Raw genomic sequence first — 12,997 nt, forward strand, 5'->3', positions numbered from 1 at the left:
ACAACGTTAGGATCGGAGTAGGACAGGATCGTTCCTATATGGAGGTATTCCTTGGCGGAGACGTCGTCGCGGCTGCTGCGGCTCCTGTCCCACCTCCAGACGCCCCGGCGCTGGTCGGCGTCCGAGCTCGCCGAACGGCTGGACGTGACGACCCGGACCGTCCGGCGGGACGTCGAGCGGCTGCGCGACCTCGGCTACCCCGTCGAGACGGAGATGGGCCCGGCGGGCGGGTACCGGCTGGTCGCGGGCGCGGCGATGCCGCCGCTGCTGCTGGACGACGAGGAGGCCGTCGCCATCGCGGTCAGCCTCCGCACGGTCGGCGGCCAGCCCGTCGAGGGCATCGGACCCGCCGCCGTCCGCGCGCTGGCGAAGCTCGAACAGGTGCTGCCGTCCCGGCTGCGGCACCGGGTGTCGGCGCTCGGCCGGGCGGTCGACGCGCCGCCGCCCGACCCGGACGAGCCGAGCGTCGACCCCGGCGTCCTGGCGGTGATCGCCGCCGCGGCGGCCGCGGGCGAGCGGCTGCGCTTCCTGTTCCGGGACGAGCGGCGCATCGTGGAACCGCACCGGCTCGTCCCGGTGGGTCGGCGCTGGTACCTGGTCGCCTTCGACACCGTCCGCGACGACTGGCGGGTGTTCCGCGTCGACCGCGTGTCCGAGCCGTCCCGGACGGGGCAGCGCTACCCGGACCGCGCGATCCCGGGCGGCGACGCGGCCGCGTTCGTCCGGGACAAGCTGTACTCCATCGTCCCGACCTTCGAGGTGGACGCGACGCTGCACATGCCCGCCGCCGACGCCGTCCGCGCCCTCCGGGCCGCCCCGGACGAGATCGAGGCGCTCGACGACCGCACCTGCCGGCTGCGCGGCCGCGCCGACACCCTCCCCTGGCTCGCCGCCCGGCTGCTCATGCTCGGCCGCCCCTTCGAGGTCCACAACCCGCCCGAACTCGCCTCACACCTGCGCGACCTCGCCGTCCGCGCCGCCGCCGCCGCGAACGGCCGGGGCGATCTTCCGGGCTGACCGGGGCGGGCGTACGATCACGTCCTCACTTTCGAGAAAGGTCGAGGTTCGGTGCGCCGTTCCGCTCTGTTCTCCCTCGCCGCGACCGCCGTGACGGTCGCCGCGTCCCTCCAACCCGCCCACGCCGCCGCGATGTCGGGCACCCTCTTCACCGATCTGACCGCGTCCACCACTACGGTCGGCTACGAGCACCGGACGGTCACCGTCCAGGGCCACCTACACCATTTCGTGCAGCGCCAACGGCAGCCGCTGGCGGGCGTGCCCGTCCAGATCAAGCTCGGCGGCGTGCTCGGCACCGCCACGACGGACGCGGACGGCGCTTTCACGGCGACCGTCGACCTGCCGTCCGGCGGCATCCTGACCGTCGCCTTCGCAGGTGACGCCCAGAACATGTCCTCGTGGGCCAACGTCGCGAACGAACGCGCCCAGCAGGCGCCGTCGCGCGTCCTTCTCGACCCGGCGCCCTCGTCGGTGCGGGCGGGGACCGCGGTCACGTTGACCGGAGTCGCGCAGATCTCCCTGGGCGGCGTCTGGAAGCCCCTTCCGCAGGTGCGGATCGATCTCGTCCGCGACCGCGGCGCGGGAGACTCCACGACCACCGGCGACGATGGCCGTTTCCGCTTCGAGGCCCGCGCCGACGTCCCGGACGCCTGGACGGCCAGGCTGTCCTACGACTCGCGTTTCTACTACGACTCCGGACAGGCCGGGGCCGCGGTGATCGAGGCGTACGACAACACCCGCTTCGTCTTCTTCAAGATTCCGAAGACGAACGAGGCCCATCGGCCCGGCCAGATCACCGGCCGGGTGCAGTGGAGCCACGGGACACAGTGGGGCGCCCCCGCGGATCCTCCGATCGTCAGCGTCTTCTACCGTCCGAAGGGCTCCAGGGCCTGGCACACCATCGGCGGGACGCAGACCGACGACTTCGGGAACTTCTCCATGGTCGCCTACGCCCCGATGGGCGCGGCGGACTGGCAGGCCCGCGTGATCGGCGATCACACGAACCTGGCGAGCACCAGCGCCACCGCCCCGCACACCATCACCGACCAGGGCCACTTCGCGAACCCCGCGCCGCACGCTGACCGGAGCAGCCGCGGCACGACCGTGTACGGGCACCTCCAGGACTGGTACGACGGCCAGCACACGTTCTCCAATATGGGCGGGCTCAAAGTCGGGCTGTACTACCGGCGTGCGGGCAGCAGGACCTGGCACTGGTACCGGACGACGAAGACCACCAAGACCGGCATGATCTACATCGATCGCCTCGGGCTCGGTAAGGGGTATTACTTCCGGCTGTACCTGCCTGCTCAGGGTGCGTACCTGGCGGCCACGAGCAAGACCTTCTGAGGACGGTGCGGCGCCCGGTCAGTTCCGGGTGGCGCGGAGTTCCACGGCGTCGAGGAACAGGTCGAGGGCGACCTCGAACTGGTCCTCGGCGTCGACCTCGGGGAGGTGGGGGGCGACCTCGGCGATGTTGGGGTACTCGTCCGGGGGCAGGGACAGGTACTCGCGGCTCCAGGCGCGGCGGTCGCCGGCCATGGCGTCGTCGGACAGGGTGAGCTGGACGGCCTCGAAGGCCGAGTAGGCGAGCGCGACGTCCACCAGGGCGCGGTAGCAGGAGGCGGCCTCGCGGCCCCGGAGCCCCGCCTGGAGGAGCGCGCCGATCACGATCTCCGCGCCCACGAACTCGGCGTCGCGGCGGGCGGTGCGGCCCGCGACGAGCGCGGCCGCGTGCGGGTGGGAGCGGCAGGCGCGGCGGACGCGCCGGGCCAGGTCGGAGAGGGTCTCGCGCCAGCCCTCGGCGGGCTGGAAGCCGTCCAGGGACTCGGCGAGCAGCCGGTCGGTGATCGCGAGGAGCAGGTCGTCCTTGCCGCCGAAGTGGCGCAGCACGGCGGTGTGGTCGACACCCAGCTCGGTGCCGAGCCGCCGGAAGGTCAGCGCGTCCGCGCCGTCCCGCTCCATGATCGCCATGGCCGTGTCCACGATCAGCTCCGGGGTGAGGAAGCCCAGGGAGCGGCGGCGCCGGACGGGTGCGGGAGCTGGCTCGGTCATCGCGCCAGGATAGCCGCGGACGTTAAGCACCATTGTTGACACCATTGGTGCTTAGCTGTTTTCATGCGGGTCCCCCCAACGAACGGAGCCCCCATGCTCAAGCGAGGTGTGGCCGCCGCGGCCTCGACGGCCGTGCTGCTGGCGTCCGTCCTGTCGTCGCCGGTCAGGGCGGACGACGGCCCCCTGCCCCTGCCGCTGCTGGCGCACGTGCCCTTCTACCCGACGACCACGATCGCGGTTTCGGGACGTCCCGAACCTCTCGTGACGCGCGCGCACGAGATCGACCCCACGTACACCTACAAGGGCCAGACGAGAACGCTGTCGGACTTCCTGAAGCGGTCGTCCACGCTCGGCTACCTCGTCCTGCATGACGACCAGGTCGTGGACGAGCGCTACTTCTCCGGCTACAACCAGGCCAGCCGCTTCAACTCGTGGTCGGTCGGAAAGTCGATCACCGCGACGGCCGTGGGCGCCGCCATAGCGGACGGACACATCCGCTCGGTGGACGACCCGGTGACCAAGTACGTCCCGGAACTGCGCGGGACGGGCTACGACGGCGTCAGCATCAAGGACGTCCTGCACATGGCGTCCGGCCACAAGTACGACGAGACGCAGTACACGGACCCGACCAAGGGCTCTACGGCGACGACGATCCGCATGGTGTTCGGGACGCCCCTCACCGCGCAGGCGCGCGAGGCCGTCCGCGACCGCGAACCCGGCACCAGATGGAACTACGACTCGATGAACACGTTCGTGCTCGGCTGGGTCGTGAGCAAAGCCGTAGGACGTCCCCTATCGGCCTACGTCCAGGACCAGATCTGGCGTCCTGCCGGTATGGAGACGCCGATGCTCATGGGCCACGACTACGCGGGCAACGACATCGGCTACTGCTGCTACCACGCGACCGTCCGCGACTTCGCCCGCTTCGGCCTGCTCTACCTCCGCAACGGCCGCGCCGGCGGACGCCAGGTCATCCCGTCCTCCTGGGTACGCGACTCCACGCACAGCACCGAGCCCTACCTCCAGCCCCACCACCTCACCCCGGACACCCCCGACATCCCGGACAACACCTACGGCTACGGCTACCAGTGGTGGCGCGGCGACGGCGACAGAGGCGACTACACCGCGATCGGCATCCTCGGCCAGTTCGTATACGTCTCCCCCAAGGACCACGTCGTCATCGTCAAAACCAGCCAAGACCTGAACTCCGACACCCACATGGCCGAAGCCCTCCACGCCTTCCGCGCCGTAGCCACCACCCTCACAAACCACCACTGACCCGTCGTCCACGCGATACAAGGGGCGGCGGCACCGGCGAACAGCGGCTCGGCAACGTCCCAGCACCGACTCCAGGCGTTGCCGAGCGCGTCCCAGCCCGCCACGAATTCCACAACCCCGCGCGCTCCGCTCCGGCGAGCGCGCGGGTGGGGATGATGGGGGGATGAGTGGGATCAGGCAGGTTGGTAGTCGGGTGGTCTACGAGAATCCTTGGATGCTGGTGCGGGAGGACGAGATCGAGCGGGGGGACGGGTCTCGGGGGGTTTACGGGGTGATCGATCGGCCGGACTTCGCGCTGGTCATTCCGGTGCAGGATGACGGGTTCGTGCTGGTGGAGGAGTTCCGGTACCCGATCGGGCGGCGGGCGTGGAACTTTCCGCAGGGGGCGCGGCCGAACCGGGAGGACGGCGACCCGGAGGAGCTGGCGCGGATGGAACTGGCGCAGGAGACGGGGCTGCGGGCGGGGAAGCTGCAGCACATCGGGTTCCTGCACGGCTCGCACGGGTCGTCCAACCAGGGCTTCAACGTGTGGGTGGCGTCCGAGCTGGAGCAGGGGCCGCACGACCGGGAACCCGAGGAGCAGGACATGCGGCAGGGGTTCTTCTCGCGCGTCCAGTTCCGGGACATGGTGCTGCGCGGCGAGATCACCGATGACTCCAGCGTCGCCGCGTACACGCTGCTGACGCTCCGGGGCCTCTGAGCGCCGGCGATCCGCGGATCGCCGGCGCCGCAGGTCAGAAGGGGGACGGGACTAGCAGCTCGACGTTGCGGTCTTCGGGGGTGCCTCGGCGGTGGGCGGGGGTGTCCTGCCAGTCGTTGGCGGAGAGTTCGCGGGAGAGGGACGCGAGGGAGACCGGGTCGGTGAGGCTGCGGGAGGATTCGGGGGCCGCGGAGTCCAGGACGGTCGCGAAGACCGAGAGGGTGCCGTCGCGGTTGTCGGCCAGTTCGACGATGCGGCTCTGCTGCGGGAAGTCGATGTGGGCGGCCGTGTTGACCTCCCAGAAGCCGCCGCCGCCCTTGCGGGGGTGCGGGGTGACCTGGTTGACGTGGGTGTGGCCGTTCACCCAGAGGACGACGTTCGGGAAGCGCAGCAGGAGCGCCTTGACCTCGTCGCCCAGGACGCGTCCGCCGCCGAGGGGGTTGCCCAGGGACGCGAGGGTGTGGTGGCTGAACAGGACGAACAGCCGGTTCTTCACGTTGTGCGAGACCTTGCGGCCCGAGGTGTCGTAGTAGGTGCGGCTGCCGGCCTTGAGCTGGGCCTCCAGCCAGGCGAACTGGGCCTTGTCGAGCGAGCCCTCCGAGTAGCCGTTCGGGTTGACGGTGTCCAGGACGAGGCCGCGGACGATGCCCTGGTCGAAGCCGTAGTAGGCGGTGCCTTTGCGGAGGTTCTCGGCGGTGAAGCCGTGGCCGCGCAAGGACGAGGTCGTGTTGAAGTGCTCGCGGACGACCTCCGCGCGGGACAGGACGCGGCGCCGCGGGTCGGGCGTGACCTGGCGGAACAGGCCGCCGTTCGACTGCGCGGCGATGCGGGCGAACTCGCCCGCGTTCCCCGTGCGCAGGACGCGGGCCAGGCGGTCGGCCTGGGCGGCGTCGGCGGGGGCGACGATCTTCGTGCCGCCGGTCGCGAGCGAGGCGAGCAGCGGGTTCGGCGGGAGGTTGCCCTGCATGAGGCCGTCGTGGTTGCCGAACGCGGCGAGCCACGGGGTGCGCAGGCCGGTCGCGTGGAACGGCCGGCGGGCCGCGTCGAGCAGGCCCGGGACGCGCGGGAAGCCGTGCTTGGCGATCGCCTGGTCGGCGGCGTGGCCGGGCGGCGGGCCGTCCGGGTGCCAGTAGGCGGCGCTGTAGCCGACGCCGTCCATCACGCCCTCGTAGCGGCGCGGGTCGCCGGAGTCGGGGGTGATCGGGCGGCCGTCCAGCAGGTCGATGATCCAGCGCAGCTCGTTGAGCTGGGTGTTGTCGGCGGCGTCGCCGGTGTTGATGGTGAACGCCAGGCCGAGGCCGGTCGCGGGGCCGCGTCCGACGCGGTTCATCGCGCGGACCATCGCCTCGGCGACGTGCGTGGTGAGGATCTCCTGCGGGCGGTAGGCGCCCTCGGTCGGGATCGCGCTCACCAGGTCCTTGATCCGGTCCAGGAACTCGACCCGGCCCGGGGACTGCGCGTCCACGATGTGCACGTCGGTGAGCTGGCCGAACGCGAGGATCCCGCGGCGGGTCGCGGCGCGGCGGGCGGCGGCCGTCCCGCCGAGGTCGCGGCGGAGCAGGTGCGGCTCGCCGGGGCCGGCGACGAGCTTCCGGTAGCCGCCCGCCCCGGGACGACCGGGGACCAGGGTGCGGTCCAGGGTCGTCCCTGCGGCCGGGCCGCGGAGCGGGGGCGCGGCGAGGCCGGGACGGGCGGGGAACGCGGCCAGGCCGGAGACCGCGAGTCCCGCGGCCCCCGCGCCCAGCAGGACGCTGCGGCGGGACACGCCCGCCGACCGGGAAGCTTGGTTCACGAGAGTGAATCAGACCACAGCGTGCACAGTTACATCAAGAGTCAATCTGTCACATGAGGCGCAGAGCACAGCGCCGCGCCCCGAACGGGACGCGGCGCCGCAGTAAAAGGTCAGCCCCGGGTGTGGCCCTCGCCGGTGACGACGTACTTGGTGGACGTCAGTTCCGGCAGCCCCATCGGGCCGCGCGCGTGCAGCTTCTGCGTCGAGATGCCGATCTCCGCGCCGAACCCGAACTCCTCGCCGTCGGTGAACCGGGTCGAGGCGTTCACCATCACGGCGGCCGAGTCGACCAGCGCGACGAACCGCTTCGCGGCGGGCTGCGAGTCGGTGATGATCGCCTCGGTGTGCCCCGACCCGTACCTGCGGATGTGCGCGACGGCCTCGTCCAGCGTCGGGACGACCCGGGCGGCGATGTCGAGCGAGAGGTACTCGGCGTACCAGTCGTCCTCGGTGGCGGCGACGACGTCCGGCGAGTAGGCGCGGACGAGCTGGTCGCCGTGGACGGTCACGCCCCTGTCCTTGAGCGCAGCGAGCGCGCGCGGCAGGAACTTGTCGGCGACGTTCGCGTGGATGAGCACGGTCTCGGCCGCGTTGCACACCGACGGGCGCTGCGTCTTGGCGTTCACCAGGATCTCCAGCGCCATGTCCAGGTCGGCCGACTCGTCCACGTAGACCGAGCAGTTGCCGACGCCGGTCTCGATCACCGGGACCGTGGACTCCTGCACCACCGAGTTGATCAGCGACGCGCCGCCGCGCGGGATCAGCACGTCCACGAGGCCGCGCGCCCGCATCAGGTGCTTCACCGAAGCGCGCGAGGTGCCCGGGACGAGCTGGACGGCGTCCTCCGGCACGGCCGTGCCGCGCAGCGCGTCCTGCATGATCGCGACGAGCGCGGTGTTCGACCCGACCGCCGAGGACGACCCGCGCAGCAGCGCCACGTTGCCGCTCTTCAGGCACAGCGCCGCCGCGTCCACGGTGACGTTCGGACGGCCCTCGTAGATGATCCCGACGACGCCCAGCGGCACCCGGACCTGCTGCACCGACAGGCCGTTCGGCAGCACGTAGCCGCGGACGGTCTCGCCCACCGGGTCAGGCAGCTCGGCGACCTTGCGGACGGCCGCGGCGATCGCCCCGACGCGCTCGCGGCTCAGCGCCAGCCGGTCGATCATCGCCTCGGACGTGCCCGCCTCGCGCGCCCGCGCGACGTCGCCGTCGTTCGCCTTGACGATCTCGTCGGCGCGCGCGACCAGCGCGTCCGCGATCGCGTGCAGCGCCGCGTCCTTGGCGGCGCGCGGCAGCGGCGCCAGCTCCGCCGACGCGGCCCGGCCGAACTCGGCGACGCGCAGGAACGCGTCCCGCTCCTGGTCGGCCGCCTCGATCGGCTGCTCGTTGACCGGCTCGCTCATCGGCGAACCCCTTTCCCATGTTCCGCGGTTCGGACGGGCGCCATTGACCGTATGCAGGTGGATCGGCTCAGGCCAGCACGACCAGGTGGTCGCGGTGGATGACCTCGCGTTCGTACTCCGGGCCCAGCTCGCGCGCCAGCCAGCGCGTCGAGCGGCCCATCAGCTCGGGGATCTCGGCGGCGTCGTAGTTGACCAGGCCGCGCGCGACGACCAGGCCGTCCGCGCCGACCAGGTCGACCGGGTCGCCCGCCGCGAACTCGCCCTGCACGCCGGTGACCCCGGCGGGCAGCAGCGACTTGCGGCGCTGCACGACCGCCTCGACCGCGCCCGCGTCCAGCACGACCCGGCCCTGCCCGGTCGTCGCGTGCGCGAGCCACAGGTTGCGGGACGACATGCGCGGCGCGTCCCCGGGGTGGAAGTAGGTGCCGACCGGCTCCCCGGCGAGCGCGGCGGCGGCGCGCGCGGCGTTCGTCAGGACGACCGGGACGCCGGCGATCCGCGCCGCCTCGACCTTGGTGACCATGCCGCCGGTGCCGACCCGTCCGGATCCGCCGAGCTCGATCCCGGCGAGGTCGGCGGGTGTGCGCACCTCCTCGATCCGCGCCGCGCCCGGACGGGACGGGTCGCCGGTGTACAGCGCGTCCACGTCGGAGAGCAGGACGAGCGCGTCGGCCCTGGTCAGGTGGGCGACGAGCGCGGCGAGCCGGTCGTTGTCGCCGAACCGGATCTCGTCGGTCGCGACCATGTCGTTCTCGTTCACGATCGGGACGATGCCGAGCGCGAGCAGCTGCCCGACCGCGCGCTGCGCGTTGCGGTGGTGCGAGCGGCGCATCATGTCGTCCGGCGTGAGCAGCACCTGCCCGACGGTCAGCCCGTACCGCGCGAACGACGCGGTGTACCGGGCGACCAGCAGCCCCTGCCCCACGGACGCGGCGGCCTGCTGGGTGGCCAGGTCGCGCGGGCGCCGGGCCAGCCCGAGCGGGCCGAGCCCGGCGGCGATCGCGCCGGACGACACGAACACGATCTCGGTCCCGGCGGCGCGGCGCGCGGCCAGCACGTCCACCAGCGCGTCGATCCGGTTGGCGTCGATGGTGCCCTGCGGCGTGGTCAGCGAGGACGAGCCCGCCTTCACCACGATCCGCCGGGCGCTCCCGATCGCCTTTCGGATGGTCACCAGTCCTCCTGGGGGGTCGAGCCGGCGCGCGAGGGCCAGGCCGGGTCAGTCCTCGTCGGTGTAGCCCGCGCGCCGGGCGGCGCGCTTCTCCTCAAGTTCGGCGCGGCGCTCGACGTTGGTGCGCCGGTGCCCGGACGCGGCGTCGAGCCGCCGGTCGGTGCCGCGCGGGGAGTCGGCGGCAGCGGCGGCCGCGGCCTCCGGCTCCCAGTCGAACACGATCGCGTCGTCCATCGTGCCGATCATGACCGTGGCGCCGGCGGTCGCGCCGGCCCGGGCCAGCTCCTCCTCGACACCGAGGCGGGCGAGCCGGTCGGCGAGGTAGCCGACGGCCTCCTCGTTGCTGAAGTCGGTCTGCTTCAGCCAGCGGACGGGCTTGTCGCCGGTGATCAGGTAGGTGTTCTCGCCGATGTGCTTGACCTCGTAGTCGACGTCCCCGCCGACCGGCACCGGGCGGATCACCAGGCGGGTCGGCTCGACCGCCGGGAGCGACGCGCGGTACTGCTTGACCATCTCGGCCATCGCGAACGACAGCTCGCGCAGCCCCTCGTGCGTCGCCGCGGACACCTCGAACACCTTCAGCCCGCGCTTCTCGAACTCGGGCCGGACGATGTCGGCGAGGTCGCGGCCGTCCGGGACGTCCACCTTGTTGAGCACGACGATGCGCGGACGGTCCGACAGCGGCCGGTCGCCGAGGACGCGGTCGTACGCCTGCAGCTCGGTCTCGATGACCTCGAAGTCGGAGACCGGGTCGCGGCCCGGCTCCAGGGTCGCGCAGTCGAGGACGTGCGCGAGCGTGGACGACCGCTCGATGTGCCGCAGGAACTCCAGGCCGAGGCCCTTGCCCTCGCTGGCGCCCTCGATCAGGCCCGGGACGTCCGCGACGGTGTAGGTCGTGTCGCCCGCGCTGACCACGCCGAGGTTCGGGATCAGGGTGGTGAACGGGTAGTCGGCGATCTTCGGCTTGGCCGCGGACAGCGCCGCGATCAGCGACGACTTGCCCGCGCTCGGGAAGCCGACGAGTGCGACGTCCGCGACGCTCTTCAGCTCCAGCACGACGTCGCGCTCCTCGCCGGGCTCGCCGAGCAGCGCGAACCCGGGGGCCTTGCGCTTGGCGGTCGCGAGCGCCGCGTTGCCGAGGCCGCCGCGCCCGCCCTGCGAGACGACGAAGCGGGTGCCCTCGCCGACCAGGTCGGCCAGCACCTCGCCGTCGCGGGTCTTCACGACCGTGCCGTCCGGCACCGGCAGGACGACGGTCTCGCCGTTCGCGCCGGTGCGCATGCCGCCCTGGCCCGGCCGCCCGTTCTGCGCCTTGCGGTGCGGGCGGCGGTGGTAGTCGAGCAGGCTGGCGGTGTTGGCGTCGACCTCCAGGACGACGTCGCCGCCGTTGCCGCCGTTGGCCCCGTCGGGACCGCCGAGCGGCTTGAACTTCTCGCGGTGGACGGAGGCGCAGCCGTGCCCGCCGTTCCCCGCCGCCACGTGCAGCACGACCCGGTCCACGAACTGCGCGCCGGCTCCGGTGTTGGGGGCCACGACTCCTCCTGGTCTCTCCTGAACAAAGCGAAGGGGCGGACCGCCGAAAACGGTCCGCCCCTTCTCTAACGTCGCTGCGTGGCGGACTTACTCCGCCGGCGGGACGATGGTCACGGCGTTGCGGCCACGGTACCGGCGGAACGCCACGTGCCCCGCGACCAGCGCGAACAGCGTGTCGTCGCCGCCGCGGCCGACCCCCGGGCCGGGGTGGAAGTGGGTGCCGCGCTGGCGGACGATGATCTCGCCGGCGTTGACCAGCTGGCCGCCGAAGCGCTTGACACCCAGACGCTTGGCGTTGGAGTCGCGGCCGTTGCGGCTGGACGACGCGCCCTTCTTGTGTGCCATTCGGGGCCTCCCTTACTTCCCGGCCTTGATACCGGTGATCTTGACCTCGGTGTACGGCTGACGGTGACCCATCCGCCGCTTGTACCCGGTCTTGTTCCGGTAGTGCATGATGTGGATCTTCGGGCCCTTGACCGCGCCGAGGATCTCGGCGGTGACCTCGTAGGAGGCCAGGTCGGCCTGCTTGCTGACGACGTTGCCGCCGTCGACGACCAGCAGCGCCGGGAACGTCACCGTGGAGCCGACCTCGGCGTCGAGCTTGTCGACGGTGAGGACGTCGCCCTCGGCGACCTTCTCCTGCCTGCCGCCTGCGCGGACGATCGCGTACACGCGGAAACCCTTCGTTCAACGCGCGCTTCCGGATCGAACCGGTCCCGCGCGTGGTCTTCACCAGCCCCCAGGATTGGGGGCCTATCCCCGGCCGGGGCCGGGGACGGCGCACCACACGGCCAGGTGGCCGCGGGCGCTCTCTGCTCCTCCCCGGCCGGACGGGCCGGGGTGTCTGCACCGACCGCGGCGTCACCGCCGCTCCGCGTGCAAGTCGAGATGGCGCGCTGACACGCGCCGTCTGCCAAGGTTACCGGACGCTCCGGGGTAAGGCGAACCGCGCCCGCCCCGCCGGCTTGATCACCGGACCGCGGTCCCGCTGCCGCGCGGAGATCGTCCGCGCGGGCCGCTACGCGACCGTCAGGACGATCTTACCTGCGGTCCGGCCGGTCTCCCCCGCCGCGTGCGCGTCCGCCGCCTTCTCCAGCGGGAAGGTCTCCTGGACGCGGACCTTGAGGCGGCCGTCCTCGACCAGCGCGGCGATCTCGCGCAGCGCATGGCAGTCCGGCTCCACCAGGACGAACCCCGCCCGGACGCCCCGGTCCTCGGCGCCGGGGACCGGGCCGTCCATTGGGAGGATCGAGACCAGGCGCCCGGTTCCTGGCTTCAGCGTGCGGACGGACCTTGCCGGGTAGTCGCCGCCGATCGCCTCCAGGACGACATCGACGTCCCGGACGGCCTCGGCGAAGTCCTGCTCGGTGTAGTCGACCAGCTCGTCCGCGCCGAGGTCCCGGAGGAAGCCGTGCTTGGCGGCGCGGGCCGTGCCGATCACGTACGCGCCGCGCGCCTTGGCGATCTGGACGGCCAGGTGGCCGACCCCGCCTGCCGCCGCGTGGATCAGGACCCGCTCGCCCGGCCGGACGTCCGCGGTGTCGACCAGCGCCTGCCAGGCGGTGAGCGCGGCCAGCGGCAGCGCGGCGGCGTGGACGTGGTCGAGGCTCGGCGGCTTGGGCGCGAAGTGCCGGGTGGGCGCGGTGACGTACTCGGCGTAGGCCCCGGCGGGGTGCGGGAAGCGGGGCATGCCGAACACCTCGTCCCCGGGCTGGAAGAGCGCGACGCCGTAACCGACGGCCTCCACCACCCCGGACACGTCGAACCCGAGGGTGAACGGGGGCGTCGAGCCGTCCGAGAACCGGCCGCGCTGCCGGGTCTTCCAGTCCGTCGGGTTGATCCCGGCGGCGTGCACCCGGACCAGCACCTCGCCCGCGCCCGGCTCCGGCCGCGCGGTCTCGACGATCTTCAGGACCTCCGGGCCGCCCGGCTCGTCCTGGCTGACGGCGCGCATCGTGTTCTCTGCCATGTGATCTTCCTGCCCTGCATGCGTGGATCGGACCGCCTCCAGGTTCCCGGTCTCCGACCGGGCCTGGCAGTGGCCCGAT

12 protein-coding genes are annotated in these 12,997 nt (G+C 72.4%); 4 read left to right on the plus strand and 8 right to left on the minus strand.

Annotation, left to right across the window (positions count from 1 at the left end):
* The first annotated feature begins 51 nt into the window (after positions 1–51).
* Together FHU30_RS45090 and FHU30_RS45095 are read left to right on the plus strand one after the other, a co-directional pair.
* Positions 52–1,017, plus strand: a complete 966-nt coding sequence (locus tag FHU30_RS45090) for a helix-turn-helix transcriptional regulator (RefSeq protein ID WP_253883876.1) — start codon at positions 52–54, stop codon at positions 1,015–1,017.
* Positions 1,018–1,068: 51 nt separating this feature from the next.
* Positions 1,069–2,364 carry a hypothetical protein gene (locus FHU30_RS45095; RefSeq protein WP_253883877.1) on the plus strand — a complete coding sequence of 432 codons (1,296 nt, stop codon included), beginning with the start codon at positions 1,069–1,071 and terminating at the stop codon, positions 2,362–2,364.
* Positions 2,365–2,382: 18 nt separating this feature from the next.
* On the opposite strand, the gene FHU30_RS45100 is transcribed toward FHU30_RS45095, so the two are convergent.
* Positions 2,383–3,069, minus strand: coding sequence for a TetR/AcrR family transcriptional regulator (locus FHU30_RS45100; protein ID WP_253883878.1), 687 nt, complete (start codon positions 3,067–3,069; stop codon positions 2,383–2,385).
* Positions 3,070–3,162: 93 nt separating this feature from the next.
* On the opposite strand from FHU30_RS45100, the gene FHU30_RS45105 reads away from it, so the two are divergent.
* Together FHU30_RS45105 and FHU30_RS45110 are read left to right on the plus strand one after the other, a co-directional pair.
* A complete protein-coding gene (locus FHU30_RS45105) occupies positions 3,163–4,347 on the plus strand; it encodes a serine hydrolase domain-containing protein (RefSeq protein WP_253883879.1) in 1,185 nt (394 codons plus the stop codon).
* Between the two features lie 163 nt (positions 4,348–4,510).
* Complete coding sequence (locus FHU30_RS45110) at positions 4,511–5,047, plus strand: NUDIX domain-containing protein (RefSeq protein WP_504928396.1); 537 nt, start codon at positions 4,511–4,513, stop codon at positions 5,045–5,047.
* Positions 5,048–5,081: 34 nt separating this feature from the next.
* Here the strand turns inward: FHU30_RS45110 and FHU30_RS45115 are convergent, their stop codons facing one another.
* The 7 genes from FHU30_RS45115 to FHU30_RS45145 all read right to left on the minus strand — a co-directional run bounded on the left by FHU30_RS45115 (position 5,082) and on the right by FHU30_RS45145 (position 12,918).
* Complete coding sequence (locus tag FHU30_RS45115) at positions 5,082–6,839, minus strand: TIGR03767 family metallophosphoesterase (RefSeq protein ID WP_253883881.1); 1,758 nt, start codon at positions 6,837–6,839, stop codon at positions 5,082–5,084.
* A gap of 110 nt (positions 6,840–6,949) precedes the next feature.
* A complete protein-coding gene (locus FHU30_RS45120) occupies positions 6,950–8,245 on the minus strand; it encodes a glutamate-5-semialdehyde dehydrogenase (protein ID WP_253883882.1) in 1,296 nt (431 codons plus the stop codon).
* Between the two features lie 67 nt (positions 8,246–8,312).
* Positions 8,313–9,419, minus strand: coding sequence for a glutamate 5-kinase (proB, locus tag FHU30_RS45125; RefSeq protein ID WP_372504077.1), 1,107 nt, complete (start codon positions 9,417–9,419; stop codon positions 8,313–8,315).
* 45 nt (positions 9,420–9,464) lie between these two features.
* Positions 9,465–10,949 (minus strand): GTPase ObgE, encoded by a 1,485-nt coding sequence (gene obgE / locus FHU30_RS45130; RefSeq protein ID WP_443612904.1) that lies wholly within the window; start codon positions 10,947–10,949, stop codon positions 9,465–9,467.
* Positions 10,950–11,036: 87 nt separating this feature from the next.
* On the minus strand, positions 11,037–11,294 hold the full coding sequence (rpmA, locus tag FHU30_RS45135) for a 50S ribosomal protein L27 (protein ID WP_253883883.1): 258 nt from the start codon (positions 11,292–11,294) through the stop codon (positions 11,037–11,039).
* Positions 11,295–11,306: 12 nt separating this feature from the next.
* Positions 11,307–11,621 carry a 50S ribosomal protein L21 gene (gene rplU, locus FHU30_RS45140; RefSeq protein WP_253883884.1) on the minus strand — a complete coding sequence of 105 codons (315 nt, stop codon included), beginning with the start codon at positions 11,619–11,621 and terminating at the stop codon, positions 11,307–11,309.
* Positions 11,622–11,967: 346 nt separating this feature from the next.
* Positions 11,968–12,918 (minus strand): NADP-dependent oxidoreductase, encoded by a 951-nt coding sequence (locus FHU30_RS45145; protein ID WP_253883885.1) that lies wholly within the window; start codon positions 12,916–12,918, stop codon positions 11,968–11,970.
* Positions 12,919–12,997 lie beyond the last annotated feature (79 nt).

This window comes from Actinomadura rupiterrae (assembly GCF_024172125.1).
GTDB lineage: Bacteria > Actinomycetota > Actinomycetes > Streptosporangiales > Streptosporangiaceae > Spirillospora > Spirillospora rupiterrae.

Excerpts from the sequence above, each read along its gene's own strand:
- FHU30_RS45100 (WP_253883878.1), bottom strand. The coding sequence starts at position 3,069 with ATGACCGAGCCAGCTCCCGCACCCGTCCGGCGCCGCCGCTCCCTGGGC.
- FHU30_RS45105 (WP_253883879.1), top strand. The coding sequence starts at position 3,163 with ATGCTCAAGCGAGGTGTGGCCGCCGCGGCCTCGACGGCCGTGCTGCTG.
- FHU30_RS45110 (WP_504928396.1), top strand. The coding sequence starts at position 4,511 with ATGAGTGGGATCAGGCAGGTTGGTAGTCGGGTGGTCTACGAGAATCCT.
- FHU30_RS45120 (WP_253883882.1), bottom strand. The coding sequence starts at position 8,245 with ATGAGCGAGCCGGTCAACGAGCAGCCGATCGAGGCGGCCGACCAGGAG.
- rpmA (WP_253883883.1), bottom strand. The coding sequence starts at position 11,294 with ATGGCACACAAGAAGGGCGCGTCGTCCAGCCGCAACGGCCGCGACTCC.
- FHU30_RS45145 (WP_253883885.1), bottom strand. The coding sequence starts at position 12,918 with ATGGCAGAGAACACGATGCGCGCCGTCAGCCAGGACGAGCCGGGCGGC.